Consider the following 21,054-nt stretch of genomic DNA (forward strand, 5'->3'; position numbering starts at 1 on the left):
TACCATGAAAAAATCCCGATGAAATGACGATGAACATAAGAGATCGCCAATTTATTTGGGTATAAACTCACCAAGGGCCGGGCGAAAATATGCCTCAATATGATCAGAAGATCACGCATTGCACGCGACATCTGCATTGCTATTCGGCACACGTCCAGGGTGATCGCTCACCCATGTGTTCCGCATCGGCCCAGTCTACCGCCACGGGCATCGCGTTCAAGCATCACAAGCTTCGAGGCTCCATACACTTGCGTTGCTGGCTGGGTAGCGACCTGCCCACTGACTCTTACGCGCCAAGAGCCAATTACCGGAATAATCAACCGCTTGCGAACATGGCACAGTCATTGCGTTATACAAGGCGCGAAACGGTTAGCCATCGCCCGGATTAGATCCACGGGAAAGCGGGATTACCGCTAAAAATCGAAATGGTCTACATCTCCGACGCTGCGCGACATTACCCAGTGCTCCGGGCTAGTGTCGTGCAGGCATCGGGCGTTTAGAACGCGTATCACGCGGACCGCGAGAACGTTTCGTAAGCGACTATTTTGTGTTTGAGAAGTGTGCCGTCGATGTCCGTCGGTCGTCTTCGATGATTGGCCTACCTATCTCATGGCCCTGGGTCGTTCCGAGGCCAGAGGTCAACAGTTCGCCGTGAAAGTTACGTTCACGGAGCGTTTTTTAAACCGCATTTAAGAGTCGACAACTCGAGGTCAAATCATGAGTGAAAGCGTGCAGAAGAAGCTCCTGCGTATCCGCCCTCCCCGGGTCAAGATCACGTATGACGTGGAAACCGGCGGCGCTATGGAGAAGAAGGAGCTGCCTTTCATCGTCGGCATTCTCGCCGACCTGCAGGGCGAGCGCGCGAACGCTGAGAACTATCCGGCACTCAAGGAGCGCGCCATGATCGAGATCGATCGCGACAACTTCAATGACGTGATGTCGAAAATAGCACCGCGTGCGACTTTCGACAATCTGAAGAAGGTTGATACTGCGATCGCCACTCTGCTCAAAGCAGACGGTAACAACGAGCTGACATTCTCCAAACTAGAAGCATTCGAGCCGCTACAGGTAATCAAGGCGCTGCCAGCACTGAAAGCCATCTACGACAAGCGCGGCAAAATCCGCGACCTGCAGGCGCGCGCGGAAGCGTCGGGGGCGATCAGCGATCCGCTCACCTTGGTCATCTCAGGCGCCGACGTTAAGCCGGGCACGGCGGCAATAGCCGCAGTCGACGATAAGCCGGGCCAAGACGCGGCACCTTCGCTTAAGGCTGACGCGGAAAACATCGTCAAGGCCAGAGCTGCCCTTGTCGCGCTCGATCCTAAAGACGACAAGACCTCAACCGTGACGAAGCCGTCAAACGGAGAGATGTTTGACGTGTTCGTAGAGCAGTTCAACCTTTATTACGTCGGTGCCCTCACCCAGACCACCACCGTGCCCGGCACGCCACCTTCCTCGCTCGTACGACAAGGCCCCCGTTCCTCCGCGGACCAGATCGAGAGCGTGCGCGCACGCGGTGCAATCGCAGTGATCGACACGCTTGTCTCGTTGATCGACGAGCAACTGAGCAGTGCGCTATCAAGCATCATGCACTGCGATGCGTTCACGAAGATGGAGGCGACCTGGCGCGGCCTGAACCATCTCGTGATGAACACCGAGACCAGCACGATGTTGAAGCTGCGTGTGTTCAATGCGACCAAGAAAGAACTCTGCGACGACATGATGAAAGCGGTCGAGTTCGACCAGAGCGCCCTCTTCAAGATGATCTACGAAGCCGAGTACGGCACTTTCGGCGGCAATCCGTACAGCCTGTTAGTGGGCGACTACGCAATCGGCAACGTGGATGCCGACATCGACTTTCTGACGAAGATGGCCGAAGTCGCCGCTGCCGCGCATGCGCCATTCCTTGCACAGGCTTCGGCCAATCTTTTCGGCCTGAGTGGCTTCGACCGGCTCGACAAGCCGCGCGATCTGAAGAAGATCTTCGAGGGCGTGACCGCTGAAAAATGGCGCGAGTTCCGCGAACTCGAGGACTCGCGTTACGTCACGCTAGCCCTGCCGCGCGCACTGCTTCGACTGCCCTACGGCACACCCACCAAGCGCAACACGACGCCCTGTGAAGGCCTCAACTTCGATGAGCATGTAGGTCCAAGCGGCATTGACGAGACGTTCTACGTCAAGAAAACGAACGAGATTCAGAGCTACCCCGAGCCAGAACAGAACCACTTCCTGTGGGGCAACCCGGCCTACTTGCTGGCCGAGCGCATCACCAACGCGTTCGCACTCTATAGCTGGACCGCAGCAATCCGCGGCGTGGAAGGTGGTGGCCTGGTAGAGAACCTACCAATCTACACATTCACTTCAGAACACGGCAGTGTTGAACTGCTCTGCCCGACCGAAGTGTCGATCACCGACCGCCGCGAGAAAGAACTGAACGATCTCGGCTTCATCACGCTCTGCCACTGCAAGGGCACCGGCAAGGCGGCATTCTTCGGTGGCCAGACCACTAACCAGCCAAAGAAATACTTCTCTGACTCGGCCAACGCCAACGCCCGCATCTCCGCACTATTGCCGTATATGCTGGCTGCGTCGCGATTCGCGCACTACATCAAAGTGATCATGCGCGAAAAAATCGGTAGTTTCATGACGCGCGGCAACGTTGAAGATTTCCTCAACTCATGGATCTCCAACTACGTTCTGCTCGACGACAACGCCTCGCAAGACGCCAAGGCCGCCTATCCACTGCGCGAAGCGAAGGTGATCGTCACGGAAGTCCCCGGCGAGCCTGGCTCATACCGCGCGACCGTACTGCTCAAGCCGCACTTCCAGCTTGAAGAACTGACCACTTCGATCCGTCTTGTGGCCAACCTGCCAAAATAATTTTTCTCATCTTTCCATTTCTAGGAGTTGGTTATGGATCTGATTCTCTTCCAGCCGGGTGATCAATCGATCATGAATAATGAGGGTAGCGAGATTGACAATGCGGGGTGGATGGCCGACGGCCCAAGCGGGCTGTGTATCGAAATCGTATCACTGCATCAGGGCATGAAGCAGCAAGTCACCACGGACGTCAGCAACAATGCACGAACCTCCGGCCGGCCCATCATTACCGAGTTCACGCTGGTCAAGTACGTCGACCAAACCTCAGTGAAGCTCTACGACTACTGCCTCGGTGCCAAGCTACTCGGCGACGGAGCGGGCGCGCCGAGTACCATCTACATCGGGCGGGAATCGGGCGGCAAGACGATGAACATCATCAAGATCCAGTTGAAGGACGCAATCATCAGCGAGATCCAGTTGCAGACGCACCCGAACGACATGCCTACCGAGCAGTTCAAGCTTAACTTCACCGAAGTGATCTGGACGTACACGCAGCAGCTCAACAACATGAAACCGAAGGGCGTGAAGACTACCGGGTGGAGTCTCGCTAAAAACGCACCGATAGGAGGCACGTTCTCGCAGCTCGTTTAACGCAGTACGGCTCAGTTACTCATCCGGCGACGCACCGCCTAACCACAAGGAGAAGGCATGCAATTCCTGTTCGAGCGCTTGGCGGATCCTCCGTCGTTCGACGGCTCGCAGACATTTGATTTGCGCGCCGCCGTCGCAGCGCAAATCCAGCGTCTCGTCAGTGCACGCACTACACGCGTGGGCAGCGACCTGGACCTGCTCGACTTCGGCTCGCAGAGCGTGGTCGAGATCGCACTAGAAAGCAAGCCTCAACTTGAGTTGTACGCGCAACGCCTTGCCCGCCTCGTCTGCCGCTACGAACCACGCCTGAAGTCGCCGAAGGTGCAGATCGAAGCGTGCAGCGAGACGCTCCGGCCGTATCGCCTCGCAATCTACGGAACGCTTGATCAAACCAACGGAGTGGACGTCTTCCACTTCGAACTACCCTCCCACTGAGGTCCTGATGCAACCTGCCGCCGCCGTCACGCTGAGCGACTGCTTCCGCGAGGAACTGGCCGCACTGCGCACCGAGTCGTTACAGTTTAGCGATAAGCATCGCGAACTGGCCCGCACGCTTGGGCTCAACGCGCGCGAGGCGAGTGACCCCCAGGTCGAGTTGCTATTGCAGTCGTTTGCGTTTCTCACCGGGCGCCTGCGTCATCAGGTCGAACAGGACAAGATGCGCCTGCCCGACACGATGCTCGCGTTCCTGTATCCGCACCTGGAAGCACCGATCCCGTCGATGTTAGTTGCCCGCATCGACGTCAAACCGAACGGCACTGATTTCTCAAAGGAGCAGTTGCTGCCGCGCGGCCGCACAGTCACAGCGCTGACCACCAACCACCTCGGACAGAGCACCGAATGTCGTTTCCAGACCTGCTACGACACGCCGCTGCTGCCGCTGAGGCTCGACACGGTCGCGCTTGAATCGGCGCGCGAGTACCCATTTCTCGGCGGCACCTCGTCGTCGCGTTCGGTGCTGCGCATCCGCGTGCGTCCCGACGGCATAGGCACGCTGCAGGCCAAGGGCCGGGGCCCGTCACGCCTGCGCTTCTACATCAGCGACGCTCAGCCCGACGCCGTAGCGCTCTATGAAATGATCGCGCTGCACCTGGAAGGGATTTACGTGCTGCCACACGCCGCTGCGCGGCAACCGCGCCGACTGCCGCCCGAGGCACTACGCTGGCTGGGCATGGCACCTGACGAGGCGGTACTTAGCGCCAACCCGCATACGCATCCGGGTTACCGGCTGCTGCAGGAATATTTCGCATTCCCGGAGAAGTTCTGCTTCTTCGAAGTAGGTCGGCTCGACGAGCTCGACTTTGCAGAGGTCGGCGACTATTTCGACCTATTGCTATTGCTCGACATGCCACTACAGCTACATCTGAATTTTTCTGCCGACTCGTTGCTGATGAACTGCGTGCCGCTTGTTAACCTGTTCTCGCAGCGCATCGAGCCGATCGCACTAAGCCACAGTGAATACGAATATCACGTGCAGGGTGACCTTAAGAACCACCGATACTGCGAGATTCATTCGATTCGCGACCTCGAATCGATCTCAAGCGAAGGCAAGCCGCGGAAGATCGCGCCGTACTTCGCGATGGACAACTTCAGCCAGCTCGACGGGCAGGATTATTTCTATTTGTGCCGGCGTCTACCAGCCACCGCCCCAAACGTGACGGGCAGCGAAACCTACGTGTCGTTTCTCGACGAACAGTTCAACTTAGGTCACCCTAACGACGAGGTGGTGGGCGGCACTGCGCTCTGCACTAACCGGCGCTTACCCGAACGGTTGATGTCAGGCAGCGCGCTGCATCTGGAGGGCGGTGGACCGGTAAAGCGGATTGTCGCGCTGACCAAACCGACGCCGCATCATACCCCTGCGCAGATCGGCCATCGTCCGTGGTCGCTGATCTCACAGCTCTCGCTTAACCATCTCTCGCTAGACGGTGGAACGGTCGCGCTTGCGGCGCTGAAGGACATCTTACGACTACACGTAGGCCCTCACCGGGAAGGTGGTTGGAAACAGATCGATGCGATCACCGAGCTGCGCAGCCGCAGCATCATGCGCCACGTCGGGCGCGACGGCTGGCGCGGCTTCGTCCGCGGTTCGGAGTTGACCGTGGTGATGGAGCCGATCGACATCGGTGCTGGCAGCGTGGTGCTGTTCTGCTCCGTGTTGCGCCAGTTCCTGCGCGGCTACGCAAGTGTCAATCATTTAATCGAAGTCGCGCTCGAAACGCGTAACCTCAAAGGGAGCCCGAAGCAATGGCTAGCATTGGCCGGCACCGCTATCGCACTGTAAGGGAGTACATGCTCCAGCAGCACGAGGACTTCAACGTGTTCCAGTTGATGCGCCTAATGGTGCGCGATACCGACAAGCGCCTGCCGATTGGGCGGCGCCTACGGTTTCACGCTGACCTGTCGGCTGCCTTCCCGGCTAGGGAGTTCGCGAGCGTCAAACTGCTCCCTTATGGCACGGACGACGACTTCGTTGCCGACACGCCCGAGCAACGCTTCGAGATCAGTACCGCGAACTTCTGCGTGGCGAGCGTCACGGGGCCACTACCCGAGCCTTTCACGGAGTGGGCACGAGAGCTATCCGCGCTACGCGCCACGGCGATGGCCGATTTTTTCGACATCTTTAACCAGCGCGCCAATGTGCTGCGCTACCAGCTCAAGCAGGAGTTGACGCCCAGCCTCGACGACCAGCCACCGGCCCAGACCGAGATGGCGCAACGCCTTGCGGCATTGGTCGGTCTGGGAGATGTGAAGCTGGCCAATCAAGTGCCGCTACCCAAGCGCGCCTGGCTCGGCATTGCCGGGCTGCTCGCTAATCAACGTAAACAAGCGTCCACGCTGGAGCACGTACTTGGGATCGCGCTCGGCGCGTCCGCCAGACTGACCGAGAACGTCGGTGCATGGCACGAACTGGACGGGCGCGACCGCTGCGCGCTTGGCCGTCGTAACCACAGCCTCGGCCAGACCTGCGTCGTCGGCCGCCGCGTATGGGATCAGCAGGCGCGCGTGCGTCTTGAGATCGGCGTACTCGATTACAAGACGATGTGTCAGTTGCTTCCCCCGGCACGCGGCATCAGAGCGGCTGCCATGCCGCAGGACTCGATCGGCACGCCCCAGCCCGGCTACGCTATGTTGCGCGGCCTTGTAAAGTTGCTCGTCAATTGCCTCGCCGACGTCGAAATCGTGCTGCACGTAGCGGACTCAAGCGTGCCGCCCACGCCGCTGCCTCAGCCCGCTCACTACACCGACAGCGGCGCGATGCGGCTCGGCCAGAGCGCCTGGCTTGCAGGCACGCCCGTACATCGCCATGCCACACGCCCTGTCAGTTTCCTTATCAAGACGCGCCATCCCGGAGAGTTTGCATGAACGACATCATCGGTGTCAGCTCGGCTAGCGCGTTTTCCGTCAATCAGCTTGGCGCACCGGAGCCCGACGTCTACCTGCATTGCGCAGTGTTCGTGACGCGCAATCAGATCCTTGGTGCAGAGACGTTCCGCCTCGAAAAATTCCAAGGGCAAGAGAAAGTGTCGGAGCTGTTTGAGTTTCAGCTCGAACTGGTCGCCAACTCAGATGGCCCTGACTTCATCGCGCTACGCTTCGACGATCTGATAGGCCGTCCGATCACGGTGGGCATCGGCAAACGCCGCGAGCCTGGCGCAAGCGCCGTGGAATTCCGCGCGGCGCTCCAAGGCAACCCCGTGCCAGGTGCGCAACTCTCACTGTTCAGCGGCATCGTGACCAGCGTGGCGGTGAAGAACCGTGGCACCTATACGATTACAATGAAACCAACGCTGCATCGGTTGAGTCTGACCAACAACTATCGCGTGTTCCACCGCCGCACTGTGTGGGAAATGATCGAGCAGTTGCTCGACGCGCATCACATCGCTTATCAGCCGTTCCAGCACACGTCGCGTAACCTGGCCGTGATCCGGCGCCAGGACTGGATGCAGGCCGGCGAGAGCGACCTGGAATTCCTCAAGCGGTTGATGAGCAAGGCGTTACTATATTTCTACTTCGTCCACACCGGTGACGACCACGCGCTGGTCTTCTCGAATCTGGCGCAATATCCGCCGGCGGTGCCGGACGACCGGCCGCTGCGCTATACCTACACCGATGTGACAGCACTCGGTATGGAACAGGAGGATGTTATCTCCGAGTTCAGCATGAAGCGCTCGATGGGCAGCACCGGCGTGCAGGGCGTACTCACACAACAGGATGGCGCCTGGTTGACCAATCCGGTGGTGGAGTTCAATTCGTACTATGCCAATGATCGGCAAGATGCAAACCCGCTGCCGTTCAACCTCTATAAAAGCTACCAGTACGGCGGCAGCACCGAGGAGGCGCAGCATCTGTCGAGCGCGACGCGCAGCACCCTCGACAGCAGCCGCAACGAACTGTCGGGCACCAGCAATTGCGCCGCGTTCCGTGTCGGGCATCGCTTCACGTTGAAAAGTAGCGCGGTGCCGACCAATCCGCGTGAACCATTCCTCGAAAACGGCACATTCGTGCTGACGTCAATCGAGCACCAAGCGAGCGCCGACGGCACGTATCGCAACGAGTTCCAGGCGGCCGACGCGTCCTACCTCATCACGCCCTACTCGATCCAGTCGACTCAGCAGGGCAGCGTGCTGGCCAAGGTCGTATCAAGCGGCACCACCGAGGCAATCAATGCAGTCGATTTCGGCGCGCCGGGCTCGTTTGAAGTCGGCAACAGCAGTTTCGGTGACGCACAGAACGGCGCCACCTATCCGCAGATCGGCGTCTACGTGCGCTTCTCTACGGCGGCACGCGACGCTCTACCAGTATGGGTTAAGCTGTCGCCATCGATGCAGACCGCACCGACTGTCGGCTCAGTGGTGGTGGTCGGGCGCGCCCAGGACGAATCGGAACTGCCCGAGATCCAGAACGTGATCCAATCCAATGGCAACGCACTGGTCGTGCCAGGTGGTTGGCTGTCGAACACGCACGTAGGTAACAACTACTCGACCAATTACGGCGACAACAAGAGCGTCAGCTACGGCGCAAACTCGTCCGCCGACCTTGGCCAAGCCACGCAGATCGTCACGAACGCCTACGGCACATCACGCTTTAACAACGCCAATTTCTCGCAGGGATCCAGCTACAGCTTCTCCACCGCTAATTCGCGTGCGGACGGTGCAAGCTCGAACACCGTCGAACTGTACGGCGGCGTGGTGGCGGACGATCTCCTCAGCGCCTCGGAATCGCTCGGCTCGACCTACAGCCGCCAGGTCGGCAGCATCAGTCACAACTACTCGCAGATCGACAACGCCACTGCGGTCAACATCAACGTGACCAATACCTCGACCACAACGATCGGCGCATCGACTACAAATTCCAACATCGGTACCTCTACCACCAATTCGAATATCGGCGTCTCGACCAATGTCTCGTTCACCGGACAGGTGATTACAACCAGTGTAACCGGCGATTCGCGGGAAAACATTACGAGCGGCAACACCACCCGCACCTCCGAAAGTGGCAATCTGAATGAGACCAGCGTATCAGGCAACATCACGCGTACTTCGACCTCCGGCGATATCAACGAAAAAGTATTCACCGGCAACACCACACGCTTCACGGTGACCGGAAACGTCTTTGAGAACAACGAGGTCGGTAACACAAACCGCACGTCGATCTCGGGCGATATAGAAGAAAGAATCGTGGTGGGCAACACGATCCGAGACTCGTTGGCTGCCAACATCACCGAGACTTCCGTGCAGGGCGACATCACACGCGACACTGTCTGCGGTGCCTTGACAGAAAACGGTGTGCTTATCTCCTACAACGGCGTAAAGACGGCAGGCACCGCCGAAGAAGTGGAGGTGAAGGGCTCCGCTACGGTCACGTCAACGACTGGCGACGCCACTCGCATCGAAACATCGGGGGCCACCTCGAACATCATCACCAATGCCGAGCTCACCGAGGTGGCAACGGCTGGCCCCGGCGCACGCGTATCGAACAATGACGAGACGCCGCACGTCGACAACATCGTCACGCGCGTCTACATGATTGAAGCCACTGTCATCTTCATGTGAGCCGCGATGAAAATCATCAAACCCCAATCGCTCGGCGTACTCCAAAAGCCCTACACCTATCTCGGTCGGCATCGGCTATCGGTGGCGGTGCTCGGTTTCTTCCGGCTTGGCGCGCCAAACGAACGCTTTCTCGCCGAAAGCACCCAATGGCCACGTGTGCTCGCAAGCTTGCCCGCCGGCCAGGTGCTCGACGAGGTAATGCCACGTCAAGGCGCCGAGGTGCTGCTACTGGGCTCGGCCTATGCACCTGGCAAGCAGGCAGTCACCGGCGTTGACGTACTGCTGCGCGTGGACACCGTTGACGGCCAGCCCGCCATTGGCAAGTGTCTTTCCGTCTGCGGCGAGCGTGAATGGCGCGGCGCGCTTAGCAAACGCCGCACTGGTCGCGCCAAGCCGTTCCTTGCAATGCCGATTACGTACGCGCGCGCGTTCGGCGGAGCGCGTAACCCCATCAACCCGGTCGGTTGCGGCAGCCGCGAATCGTGGTTCGGTAAAAGCGGTGGCGCAATGCCGAACGTGGCCTACGCAGCCGGCACAGTTGACGCCCGCTGGCGCACCAGCGTGCCAGCCGGCTTCGGACCGATCCCTGTCATCAACCAGGCGCGGCGTGACAAGTTCGGCAGCTACGGTCGCACTTGGCGCCGCTATGACGCTCCCGGTTTCGCACGCGACATGGACTGGAGCATCTTCAACATGGCGCCACCCGACCAGTGGCTGCCGGCCCCCCTTCAGGGGGGAGAACGCTATTTACTGCGCAACCTGCATCCGCAACACGCTGAACTGACGGGGATGCTACCGGACCTGGCCGCGCGCGCGTTCGTGACAAAGCTCAACGAGACGCCTGAGGCAATGCGCGAGGTCCTACTTGTAATGGACACGATCTGGTTCGTGCCTGACCACAATCTCGGCATCGCGATCTACCATGGCACGATCGAGATCGACGACAGCGACGCGCTCGACATTGGTACGCTAATGGTTGGCTACGAATACCGCGACAGCCCGAAAAGCATCGGACACTACCGTGACGTAATGCAGCTGCGCCTCGATCCAGAAGTCGGACGCATGCACGTATTCAACGAAAGCCAGCTCGCGCCAGAGCGCTCGGCGGCCGAGCAGGCACGTCGCGCTGCCGAGCAGGAACGCGCCGAACAGGCGGTGCTCGCCCGCGGTCAGCGTCGCCTAGATCTGCTCGACGCACAACACTGGGCACGGCGCGGCACGGTGCCCCCGGCCGACCATCAGGTCGCCCGCGCGACACTGCCAGCGCTTGGCATCATGACCTCGCAAACCGTAGCCGAAGGTGACTTCGACCTGACAGAGATCGTGACTCGCGCCAAGGCGCTAGCGGCCGACGCTGAGCAACGCGGCAAGGAAGCGCTAGCGCGCCTGCCAGCCCGCACGCTGGCGCCGGTCGACGCCGCGAAGCTACTGATCGACGCGCTTGAGCGTGCGGCCATACCAGCGTACGACCTGCTACCGCCGGAGCTGACAGGCCGCGATCCGCAGGTCGAAGGCATGCTGGCGCGGTTGCCGGTGCCGCCAGAGGGTGCCGATCCGAAGCAGCAGGCGCACTATGACAAGTCACGCGCCGCAATTATGAAGATTCCGTCGCTGCACCGGCAGGCGCGGCGCGCGGCGCCGAAGGTCACGGTCGCAGCGCTGCCCTATCCACCCGAGACCGCGCGCGGGCTCGGTGATCGGGTCCGGAAGTGGCGCGCGGCGGGCGTGCCGCTCGCCGGGCGCGACCTAGCCGGCGCAGACCTAGTAGGGATTGATTTCTCCGGTGCCGACTTACGCGAGACGATGTTCGATGGCGCCGACCTGAGCGGCGCGAAGTTCGTCGGTGCCAACCTGCAGGGCGCCGTGCTGGTGGGCACGCGCCTTGATCGCGCCGATTTCTCAGGCGCCGATCTCACGCGCGCGAATCTCTGCGCGAGCAATGGTCGAGCCATTTTGTTCGAGGGCGCGGAGCTCGCCTACGCGCAGGCGCTCGATGCACAGTGGCCGCAGGCCAACCTGCGTCGTACCCGACTGTACCGCCTGTTGGGCCTGCGGCTCGCTTGCCCTGGCGCGACGTTCGATGGCGCCGACGCAAGCAAGGCCACACTGTTCGATATAGAGGCCGACGACAGCAACTGGGAAGGTGCGACGCTCGAGAAAGCAGTGTTCATGCGCGCCCACCTGCAGCGCGCGAGCTTCGCGCACGCAACGCTGAAGAAAGCCGTCTTCAACCTAAGCAACCTGCAGGCGAGCCGCTGGGAGCGTGCCATACTCGACAGCGTGCAGGGGGGTGGCAAGACAAATTGGCGCGACGCCACACTGACCGGCGCGATGGCGCGCAACTGCGGCTTTCACGGCGCCGATCTGTCGCACGTCGACATGGAGGCGGCCCGCTTCCTGCGCTGCGACTTCGGGCAAGCCAACCTACGCGCCGCACGTCTTGTGGCGAGCCTATTCTCACGCTGCGGCTTCCACGCCAGCCAACTGCGCATGATTGCGGCGGCGCAAGCCGAATTTTTTCAATGCCAGTGCCGCAAGGCCGACTTTACTGGCGCGCGGCTCGCCGACGCCACGTTCGTGCAGTGCGAACGCACCGGCGTAGTTCCACCAGAAGGCGTGGCCAGCGGGAGCCCCACATGACGACGATCTGGGACGACATCGCGCTCGCGATCGAACTGAGTCAACCTGTCGCGCGACGCGACCTGCACGGATTCGATGCGCGCCGCCGCGACCTGGGGCGCGCGATTTTCAGCGAGGTTGATTTCTCGGGCACCTCATTCGTCGACGCCGAACTCGCACGCGCAAAGTTCGTGAATTGCAACCTAAGCGGCGCCGATTTCGGCAACGCCGGCCTCGACCACGTGAACTTCATCCAATGCGACCTGTCGCAGGCCCGCATGAATGGCCGCAACATGGAGCACGCGTGCTGGGTGGACTGCAACCTCACCGATAGCGATTGGTCACATGTTCAGCTACAGGTCAGCTCGCTCGTGAACTGCACGCTGCACGGCGCACGCTTTGACGCCGGCTCGCTCACGCGCTGCACACTGATCAACGACCGTTTCGACGGTGTCAGCGTGGCCAATGCAAAGTTCGAACAGTGCGTAATCAGCCCCGCTGACTGGCGCGCTGTGACGTTGCGCGGTCTAGACGCAGACGGCGTAACGTTTTCGAACGCGAACTTCACGGGCCAGGTGATGACAGGACTGCGACTGCGGCGCTGCACGCTGAGCGCAGCCGAGCTGGTGCAAGTCGATCTGGCTGGCGCCGACCTCACGCGGTCGAGCTTTTATCAGGCGCATCTTGCCGAGGCCAACCTTAGCAACGTCGAGGCAACGCACGCAATGCTTTACCAAGCGCGGCTCGAAACAGTGGATATGTCCGACGCGAAGCTAGAAGGCGCGATCTTTCAGCAAGCGCAGCTCTCGGATTGCCGGCTGGACGGTGCAAAACTGAAAACCAGTATCTGGAACAAGAGTCGTCACCAGAACGTGTCGTTCCAGAGCGCCGATCTCTCCTACGCACGCCTCGAACACATCATAGGCGGCGAGGTAGATTTCTCGGGCGCTAATCTCGATCACGCCCAATTGCATAACGCGACGCTCACCGACGCGCGGTTCCGCGGCACCAGCCTGCGCCAAGTAGGTCGTACGAATCCCGCGCGCCTCGCAATCGAAGCCCGTACCCTTACCCTGGAGAATGAATGATGGGCGCCTCCCAGACCACCAACAAACTTCCGCAACCGCTTCCGCTACATCTACTCGAGGCCAGGGTGATCGTGGCGCTGGAGCAGCATGCCTATTTACTCGACGACGGACGCGTCGCCTATCAGGCGCTCAGTTGCCTGATCCGCCCGGAGGTGGGAGACCACGTACTCGTGGCCACCTGCCAAAACGATGCGAGCTACATCCTGCACGTGTTGCATCGCACCGACGCGAAACAGGTGCAGCTAAGTGTGCCAGGTGCAGAAATGCTGCGCATCGAGCAGGCCCGCATCCAACTGACAGCCATCGAGTCGATTGCGCTCGACGCATTGAGTGACGTTGAGATCCGCGCCGCCACCGGCACGTTGAACCTCGCCGCACGCAACCTGTTCACCAGCGCACAGGACACCCTCGTCGAGAACGTGGGGCAGTTCGTCGGTCGCGCCGATCGCTATCTGTTGGAGGTGAACGAATTGCTGTGCCTGCATGGGCAGCACGCGATCATCACTGCCGATGAAGACGTCAAGGTGGACGGCGAACGCATCAGTATGGGCTGACGCACCTCGTACGCCACCTTTATTCAGGAGCCTTCATGTTCGCCACCAATAGCCTTGACGCAATGTCGATGTCGACGATCCCTGACGTCTGTAAGACGCCAGCGCTCGTGCCAGTCCCCATTCCCTACGTCAACATCACGTACTCATCGATGCATATCCCTTCGGTGTTCAATGTGATGATTTGCGGCGGTTTCGCGGAGAACCTGCTGACCGAAGGCACTACCAGCATTGGCGACGAGCCCGGCGTACTAGGTGGCATCGTCTCGAACGTATTCATGGGCCCCGACACCTACCTGACCGGCAGTCTCAAAGTAATGTTCGGTCCCGCCTTCGCGGCGCGCATGACCTCACTGGTCGGCATGAACGGCATGCCATTTAACACCGTCGGCATCTCAATCGTGCCAGCGCAATTTCGTGTACTTCTGCTGGCCTGACCATGACTCGTCCATTCCGCTTCTTCCGTCCGTCCGGCACCAGCGCGCTCCCGCAACTCGCCGTACTTGGCGCCAGTATCCTGTTGGCTGCATGTAGTTGGCTCGGCCTTTCGAAGTCCACCGCAGTCTCGCAGATCAAGATCGTGGCCGAAGTCAATGCTAACCAGAACGCCGCCACTCAGCTCGACGTGGTGTTCGTGTACGACAGCAACGTCACAGCGATGCTGCCCGCCACTGGCTCCGACTGGTTTCAAAAGAAGGGCGCGCTGATGGCCGGGCTCGCCACTGCAATCGACGTAGTGAGCCTGCAGGTGCCGCCCGCGACGTTGAGTACGGCAAAGCTGCCCAAGCGCCACGGCAAGGCGATCGGCGTCTACGTCTATGCCAACTACCTGAGCGCAGCCGGACAACCTAAGGGCAACATCACACCCTACAAGAACGTAACGATCTGGCTCACGCCAACGACGGTGACCTACCAGTCGCAGTGATGCCAGCTAGCCCAGGAGCGATCAGGCCATGACACAAACCACTCACCTCCCAGACGCGGTCCAATGGTCGGAAGGTATGATGCTATCGCCGCAGCATCTGCAGCAAAACGACCGTTACTGGCACGCGCACCTGCGCCATCGCGTGCAGGCCGTTGCGCCACATTTCTGGGGCTTGTTGACGCTGCGCTTCGAGATGGTCAAAGGGATTCTCAGCATCGGCGAACTCGAATGCATCCTGCCTGATGGACTACTCGTAGCGTTCCCCGGTGGCCTGCCACGCAATCCGCCTGGCAACGTCGAGATCGACGTCGGCGCCGCTTGCAAGAGCGGCCAATCCCCCGTAAAAGTTTGGTGCTGGGTTAATCCACGCGGCCCGTACGCGGCCGTGCAGGACAGTCAGGAGCGGCGCTACAACTCGGTACTCGACGAACCGAGCGTGGATGAGAACACGGGCGACAGCGCACTCGCGCTGCCACGCATGCAAGTGCGCTTCCAGCTTTACCTCGGCGCGAACTCGCCCGCGCCGGCCAGCGCGGTGCCACTACTCGAATTCGTGCGCGGCGAAAATCAGTCGCTGCAGATGACCACCTATCATCCGCCGATGCTGCACATCGATGCAGCAGACTGTCTTGGCACCTCGAACCTATGGCGCAGCCTGCACGACCTCCACGACCGTCTGTGGGAGAAGCTTGCGCAGCTCGCCGAGTCAGGCAAAGGCGGCGACACCGATGACAGCATCGGCAACGAACGGCGCCAGCACCTGTTGGCCGCGCGTGCAATCGGTATCTGCCTGCCACCGTTCTCGACACTGCTAGATGGCCGCACTCACCCAGCAGCGTTGTACGAGGCGCTCGCTTGCATCGTCGGCGCGGTGTCCGCTATCGGCACCAATCCGCTCCCGCTCCTGATGAAGCCGTACCAGCACGATGACTGCCTCCCACAATTCCAGCAAGCGATAGACTTCGTGCAAACGCGCGTCGATACCGTCGACACTCGCTACGAGACGCTGCAATTCCTTCGCACCGACCAACACGACCCGGGTCTGCTCGACGCCTGCTTCGAGCGCCGAATACCGAGCGGCATGGGCGATGAGCTGATCATCGAAGTCGAACCGCGTGAGGGTCAGACGGCAGCGCAGTTGCTGGCGTGGCTCAACGAAGCGCTGATCGCCGACGCCTCGGTGATACCGCTGTTGCGCCGCGCACGCGTGGCTGGTGCCTCGGTGCGGACGCTGCAGCCGCACGAGATCGAGCGCGAAAAACTGCGTTCGCAGGTCGGTCTGTTCGTCCTAAAGAACCAATCGCTCGATCTCGACGACCAGGGCACGCAGCACGTGTTCGGGGACGGCGTACTACTTCAAATCGTAGGCCGCAAGAATGACGCTCTGCCAGCCTCGATTGTGCTTTATCGGGACAAGCAGAATCACGGCGCGGTGACCGCGTCCGCTCAGCCTCAACCGACCACCGAGGCGCCCATAGAATCGGTCACGCCCCCAACCAGGTTGGGAGAGGGCCATGCGTGACGCCCCAACCTGGCCACAGCAGCGCCACAATCATTCCAACCTGGTGGCGCGCTTTGCTGATTTCTATCAGGAACTGGCCGCAATCAAAACGGCCCAAACGGGCGGCTGGCTAGCAGCCTATCTGGCCAGTGGTGACCTGCCTCAACCCGTCACTGACATCGAGTTCGCCAAGCGGGTAAATGCACGGCTGCTCGCACGGCTGCAGCGCCAAGCGCGGCGCCACGCTGACGACACAGGCACCCCGGCCGGCCACGCCGCACGACAGGCCCGCTACTTGATGGCAGCGCTGGCCGACGAGGTGTTGATCTTCGAGCTCGATTGGCCGGGGCGCGACGCTTGGCTGTCGGTGCTGCTTGAGCATACGATGTTCGACTCCAGCAACGCCGGCTCGCGTTTCTTCGTGATGGCCGAGCAGCTAGTCGGCGAAACACCGCGCACGCCGCTGCAAGCCGAACTTGCCTCGGTGTTCCTCCTCGCGATGGAACTCGGCTTCAAGGGCCGCTATCGCTCGCGCCAGGCGCAGCCTCACTTGGAGAAGATCCGAGGCCAGCTCTACGAGGTCGTGTTCGTCGCAGGCGGCAGACTGAACGACGAGCAGCCTGCTTTCGCCAACGCCTACGCCTATCCGCTCACGGGTCGTTACGACGAGCGACTCGCGCCGCTTTCACCGTGGCGCAATCTAGCGCTCTACGGGCTGATCGGCTACCTGGTGTTGTCACTGGTAGCGTGGTTCGTTCTGATGCACCCATTCGAACATTACTTGAATAGCTAGCAGCGTCAGGCAGGAGCGCAATTCGTGGACGCATTACAGAAACCGATCGCTTGGCTGAAGGCACAGACCGGCTGGGCTCCCAACGCTGGAACGCTGAAGCTCGTGCTGATGTCGGCCGCCGCCGCGCTCGCCTTGCTTGTCCTGCTAAAGCTGGCGGGGAAGCTGTGGGCCAAGCTCAAGCCACTCGTCATGGCACCAGCCGTACCGCCGCTGTGTGGCTGCGAACCGACCGCCAAGCCCTATGTAAAAGGGTGGATCGAGCGCGCCACGCTCGCCCTCGACTACCTGCGCACTTCCCGTGAGTGGCGCTACGGTACGCCGTGGGTGCTGATGCTTGGCCAAGCCGGTGCTGGCAAGACCAGTCTGCTCGAATCGATCGGCCCGCAGCACACGCAGCCGCTCGACGAACGCCAGAAACAACTGGAACTCGAGGGTGCCACTTGGTACGCGCTCGACCAGGGCTTAGTGCTCGATCCGGACGCCAAGTGGCCAGAGTCGGCCGCCGCCGTGGCGCTCGGCGACGGCACATCCGACGGTGCAGACTTGCGCCGCTGGCAAAAATTCCTTGATCAGCTAGACGCGCTGCGCCCCGAGCGCGCGCTTGACGGCATCGTGTTGGCAGTGTCGGCAGGAACCTTCCTGCAGCGCGATCCGGCACGATTGATGGCTCTAGCGCAGAACGCGTGCCAGCAACTGCGCAGTATCGAGGAGCGGCTCGAGTTCGCGCTGCCCGTCTACGTGGTAGTGACCGCCTGTGATCACGTTGAGGGTTTCAGCGCGTTCTGGCGCTCGCAGTCGCCGCAGCGGCGCACTGAGATGGTCGGATGGTCAGCGCCGAGCCAGTTGTTCGAGACGCCGCCCGAGCAGTGGGGCGCCGCCATCTTCGAGGCCATCGGTGCGCAATTGCAGGCACTGCAAGTGGAAACGGCGGCGCACTGCGAACGGATCCCCGAATACGACGCCGATCCAATGTTCCTCTACCCCCTGCGCTTCGCTCAACTGCAAATGCCGTTCGAGCAGTGGCTTGCCATAGTGTTCCAGGTCTCGGCCTGGGAAACCACGTTTTTTCTGCGCGGCGTCTACTTCACCGGCACTGTGGCGGGACACGGCGACCAAATCGAGCATCGCGACGGCCCACGCCACGACGTGGCGTTCGTGCGCGACCTGATCATCGACAAAGTTCTCGCCGAGAAACATCTTGCGCGCCCGACACGGGCCGGCGTCTGGTCGCGCAACCTGCTAATCAGGCGTGTGCAGTGGCTCGGCGTGCTCGGCTTTTCGGTGTTGGTGATCGCGTTCGCAGTTCGGGTTTGGATAATCGATTCCCGGATCGGACACGTGATACAGGCGCTCGAAAGGATGCAACAGTTGCAGGCGCCCGCGCCCGGCGCCGGCTGCATCGCGCAGGCCCCTGCTTACCAATTGATCGAACAGGTTGCACAGATCAATGCTGATGTGAGCAATTGGCTGCTGCCGGTGTCGCTGGTCGATTCACGCCTAAGCCGTCAGAGCGCGCGACGCGTGATCGACACCGCGTTCCGTAAGGTGATACTGCCGGGGCTTGCGTGCCAGTTATCGCAGCGCGCCGACAAACTCGGCTCAGAGGCAACCCGCGGTATCACGGCCGAGCTCGACTATTCGCAGGCGCTCCGCAATTTGAACAGCTTCGTGCAACGCGTGGATCTGTACGAGCGTAACGCCAGTCGCTTCCAACGCTTGCTCGGTAAGACACCCTACGCGAAAGACCGCGTGCCGCTGCCAAGCTTCTTCGATCTGCTCGAATACGCCTACCACACACCGGTACCACCCTACGTACGCAGCCGCCCCGGCTTGCTGCCGCTCACCTTAGCGGCGCTCACCGACGAGGATTTCACCGGCACGATCACCACCCCACCGCAGTTGAAACAGAATGTCAGCGATCACATCGCCGCACTGGCCGCGCAAGCGAGCATGCTGCTGCAGTCTGAATTGCGGGCCGGCCTGCCGCTGCTCCAGCAGTTGCAAGTGAAGGAGCAGCCAATCCTGCCACACGTGCAGCAGTTCACGCGCTGGTTGAACTGGATCCGCACAGAGTGGCTCGGCTCCAGCGCTGACAACAACCCAATCCTGAGCGTGCAAAACCAGTTGGTAGCAAGTCTCAAACCGCTCGTCACCGATTTCGGCTATCCGTCCTATCTTCAGTCGCAGGTCGGCACACAGTTCGACGCCGCGCATCAATACCCACTGGCAATGCAGACGCTCAACAGTCTGTCGCTGCCTGGCTACGGCGCACTGTTCGTCAACCTCAACGGACAGATCGCACTGAACCCAGCAATGCAGGGCGAGCTGACCGGCCTCAACGCGCTGAGCAGCCTCAGCTACATGTCCATGGCCCCTCTCACCGAGTTCAACTGCACGGGCAACCTCGCCAACTGGAGTCCGAGCCCGCTGAAGGACGCGAATCAGAACGTGGCAGACTACCAGAAGTTCCTGGCAGAGCCGACGCTGAAGGGAGACCGGCCCGACGCGCTTTATCGGCAGCTAGCCCGCTACCAGCTCGAACTGGCAGTCAACAACAACCTCGCACAAGCGCAGGCCGCCGCTGACCTCGCCATGAGCAGCACTGAGGCACAGTTGAGCGCCGACAGCGGTAACTTCGCCACGATCTCGCCGCTGGCGCTGAACATTGAGAAGCAGTTCCGCACGCTCGGCATGGACGGCAGTGCCACGCAACTCACGCAGTGCGCGCACCAGTACGCCAACGGTCAGCTCGGTCGCATCTCGCTGCTAGCCGATCAGAGCCAGCTCTACCAACCCAGCTACCTTCCCGCCTCGCAGGACCCAGAGGCGTACTTCTTCGATCTCGGCAGTACGCCGGTGGTGACCGACATGCTAGCGCGTCAGGTCAGCCGCGTGCAGGTTCTGGTTGGCTACGCCCAGCCATTCCTCACCTATCTTGGGCAGGCGGAGTCCTGGGCCTCGAGCGCCAGCGCTAACACCGCGAACGCAGCCTACTGGAACAATACCGCGAGCGAGATCAAACGCTATACCCAGGGCAAAGACACGAACTCGCAGCCGGCAGTGCTCGATAACCTGTTCCTGAAGGTGCTGTCGACGCTGCAGAACAACAACTGCAGCGAGCAACTGACCGCGTATTCATCGCCCCCGCTCGGCAACGACCTGTTCTCAAACTATCGCGGCCGACTCATGCAGAGCGTTCAGATGCGGTGCAAAGGCGAGCGCTACGCGCAGGCGCAAAACGCCTACCAGCCGGTGGCGAGTCGCTTCAACCGCGAACTGGCTGGCCGCTATCCGTTCGGTGCACTCGACGCCGACGACGCGGGTCTCGATGCCGTGAAGCGCTTCTTTACCGACTACGAAAGCCGACGCGCCGCACTCGAGAAGCAAGTGACGGGGCTGAAGGAGCCGTACTGGAAGAACGTGCGGCAGTTCCTGGCACAGCTCGACCAAGTGGACGCGTTTCTGCAGGGCAACATGGTGTCGACGACGGTGCCGGGCGACACCGCTGCCACAGGCAACGTGGCAGCCACCGCCGACGACGCCCCGCTCGTCAGCCTGAACGTGAACTTCCGCGCGCTGAAGCCCGGCGCGAACGGCAGCAACCAGATCAGCGAGATGACCCTAGTGTCGGGTACCAAGGGCGTCTCGTTCCCTAACGGTGGCAGCGCCATGGACTGGCAGTTCGGTCAGCCGCTGGTGCTCGACCTGTCGTGGGCTGGCTTGTCGCTGTGGCGACCGTCGCTGGCAATCACAGCGCCTGACCTGCAGGTGGACGGCAACACCGCGACGTTTGCCGCCACCGGCAACTGGGCGCTGCTGCGCATGATCGAGCGCCATCGCCCGGACTCGGAACCCGCCACCGATCCACGTGATGCGTCGCGCGCGCTGCTGCAGTTCGACGTGCCAGTGCTGCAGTCAAAGCCAGCCGGCAGTCCCGCCACCGACACCGCGCATGTGTTCCTCAGCATTCGCGTGTCGAACGTGAATGCAAAGACAGCAACGCCGCTAAAACTGCCGGCGGCATTCCCAATTTCCGCCCCCCAATGAACG

At 61.1% G+C, this 21,054-nt stretch carries 14 protein-coding genes; all 14 read left to right on the forward strand.

Features of this window, described 5'->3' with window-relative positions; all coding sequences use genetic code 11:
• The first annotated feature begins 717 nt into the window (after window positions 1-717).
• The 14 genes from tssC to SJQ66_RS00155 are packed head-to-tail and all read left to right on the forward strand — an operon-like array spanning window position 718 to window position 21,051.
• Complete coding sequence (gene tssC, locus SJQ66_RS00090) at window positions 718-2,880, forward strand: type VI secretion system contractile sheath large subunit (RefSeq protein WP_024904507.1); 2,163 nt, start codon at window positions 718-720, stop codon at window positions 2,878-2,880.
• A gap of 33 nt (window positions 2,881-2,913) precedes the next feature.
• Window positions 2,914-3,471, forward strand: coding sequence for an Hcp family type VI secretion system effector (locus tag SJQ66_RS00095; protein ID WP_024904508.1), 558 nt, complete (start codon window positions 2,914-2,916; stop codon window positions 3,469-3,471).
• A 57-nt stretch (window positions 3,472-3,528) separates the two neighbouring features.
• On the forward strand, window positions 3,529-3,906 hold the full coding sequence (locus SJQ66_RS00100) for a GPW/gp25 family protein (RefSeq protein WP_024904509.1): 378 nt from the start codon (window positions 3,529-3,531) through the stop codon (window positions 3,904-3,906).
• A gap of 7 nt (window positions 3,907-3,913) precedes the next feature.
• Window positions 3,914-5,755, forward strand: coding sequence for a type VI secretion system baseplate subunit TssF (gene tssF / locus SJQ66_RS00105; RefSeq protein WP_046154212.1), 1,842 nt, complete (start codon window positions 3,914-3,916; stop codon window positions 5,753-5,755).
• A complete protein-coding gene (tssG, locus tag SJQ66_RS00110; RefSeq protein ID WP_081765044.1) occupies window positions 5,719-6,837 on the forward strand; it encodes a type VI secretion system baseplate subunit TssG in 1,119 nt (372 codons plus the stop codon). The genes tssF and tssG overlap by 37 nt, the downstream gene beginning before the upstream one ends.
• Window positions 6,834-9,527: a contractile injection system protein, VgrG/Pvc8 family gene (locus SJQ66_RS00115; RefSeq protein ID WP_046154211.1), complete on the forward strand. Its 2,694-nt coding sequence runs from the start codon at window positions 6,834-6,836 to the stop codon at window positions 9,525-9,527. The genes tssG and SJQ66_RS00115 overlap by 4 nt, the downstream gene beginning before the upstream one ends.
• 6 nt (window positions 9,528-9,533) lie before the next feature.
• Window positions 9,534-12,167, forward strand: a complete 2,634-nt coding sequence (locus tag SJQ66_RS00120) for a DUF2169 family type VI secretion system accessory protein (protein ID WP_024904513.1) — start codon at window positions 9,534-9,536, stop codon at window positions 12,165-12,167.
• On the forward strand, window positions 12,164-13,234 hold the full coding sequence (locus SJQ66_RS00125; protein WP_024904514.1) for a pentapeptide repeat-containing protein: 1,071 nt from the start codon (window positions 12,164-12,166) through the stop codon (window positions 13,232-13,234). Before SJQ66_RS00120 ends, SJQ66_RS00125 begins: the two co-directional genes overlap by 4 nt.
• Window positions 13,231-13,788 (forward strand): DUF3540 domain-containing protein, encoded by a 558-nt coding sequence (locus SJQ66_RS00130; protein WP_236693670.1) that lies wholly within the window; start codon window positions 13,231-13,233, stop codon window positions 13,786-13,788. Before SJQ66_RS00125 ends, SJQ66_RS00130 begins: the two co-directional genes overlap by 4 nt.
• A gap of 35 nt (window positions 13,789-13,823) precedes the next feature.
• Window positions 13,824-14,222, forward strand: coding sequence for a DUF4150 domain-containing protein (locus SJQ66_RS00135; protein WP_024904516.1), 399 nt, complete (start codon window positions 13,824-13,826; stop codon window positions 14,220-14,222).
• Window positions 14,223-14,224: 2 nt separating this feature from the next.
• Window positions 14,225-14,710 (forward strand): hypothetical protein, encoded by a 486-nt coding sequence (locus tag SJQ66_RS00140; protein ID WP_024904517.1) that lies wholly within the window; start codon window positions 14,225-14,227, stop codon window positions 14,708-14,710.
• 28 nt (window positions 14,711-14,738) lie between these two features.
• Window positions 14,739-16,232: a type VI secretion system baseplate subunit TssK gene (tssK, locus tag SJQ66_RS00145; protein ID WP_236693669.1), complete on the forward strand. Its 1,494-nt coding sequence runs from the start codon at window positions 14,739-14,741 to the stop codon at window positions 16,230-16,232.
• Window positions 16,225-17,004 (forward strand): DotU family type IV/VI secretion system protein, encoded by a 780-nt coding sequence (locus SJQ66_RS00150; RefSeq protein WP_046154209.1) that lies wholly within the window; start codon window positions 16,225-16,227, stop codon window positions 17,002-17,004. The genes tssK and SJQ66_RS00150 overlap by 8 nt, the downstream gene beginning before the upstream one ends.
• Before the next feature lie 24 nt (window positions 17,005-17,028).
• Window positions 17,029-21,051 carry a type VI secretion system protein gene (locus tag SJQ66_RS00155; RefSeq protein WP_320533727.1) on the forward strand — a complete coding sequence of 1,341 codons (4,023 nt, stop codon included), beginning with the start codon at window positions 17,029-17,031 and terminating at the stop codon, window positions 21,049-21,051.
• Window positions 21,052-21,054 lie beyond the last annotated feature (3 nt).

The organism is Robbsia andropogonis, from assembly GCF_034047095.1.
Classification (GTDB): Bacteria; Pseudomonadota; Gammaproteobacteria; order Burkholderiales; family Burkholderiaceae; genus Robbsia; species Robbsia andropogonis.

Coding starts and splice junctions, on each gene's coding strand:
- tssC (WP_024904507.1), top strand. CDS start 718: ATGAGTGAAAGCGTGCAGAAGAAGCTCCTGCGTATCCGCCCTCCCCGG.
- SJQ66_RS00095 (WP_024904508.1), top strand. CDS start 2,914: ATGGATCTGATTCTCTTCCAGCCGGGTGATCAATCGATCATGAATAAT.
- SJQ66_RS00100 (WP_024904509.1), top strand. CDS start 3,529: ATGCAATTCCTGTTCGAGCGCTTGGCGGATCCTCCGTCGTTCGACGGC.
- tssF (WP_046154212.1), top strand. CDS start 3,914: ATGCAACCTGCCGCCGCCGTCACGCTGAGCGACTGCTTCCGCGAGGAA.
- tssG (WP_081765044.1), top strand. CDS start 5,719: ATGGCTAGCATTGGCCGGCACCGCTATCGCACTGTAAGGGAGTACATG.
- SJQ66_RS00115 (WP_046154211.1), top strand. CDS start 6,834: ATGAACGACATCATCGGTGTCAGCTCGGCTAGCGCGTTTTCCGTCAAT.
- SJQ66_RS00120 (WP_024904513.1), top strand. CDS start 9,534: ATGAAAATCATCAAACCCCAATCGCTCGGCGTACTCCAAAAGCCCTAC.
- SJQ66_RS00125 (WP_024904514.1), top strand. CDS start 12,164: ATGACGACGATCTGGGACGACATCGCGCTCGCGATCGAACTGAGTCAA.
- SJQ66_RS00130 (WP_236693670.1), top strand. CDS start 13,231: ATGATGGGCGCCTCCCAGACCACCAACAAACTTCCGCAACCGCTTCCG.
- SJQ66_RS00135 (WP_024904516.1), top strand. CDS start 13,824: ATGTTCGCCACCAATAGCCTTGACGCAATGTCGATGTCGACGATCCCT.
- SJQ66_RS00140 (WP_024904517.1), top strand. CDS start 14,225: ATGACTCGTCCATTCCGCTTCTTCCGTCCGTCCGGCACCAGCGCGCTC.
- tssK (WP_236693669.1), top strand. CDS start 14,739: ATGACACAAACCACTCACCTCCCAGACGCGGTCCAATGGTCGGAAGGT.
- SJQ66_RS00150 (WP_046154209.1), top strand. CDS start 16,225: ATGCGTGACGCCCCAACCTGGCCACAGCAGCGCCACAATCATTCCAAC.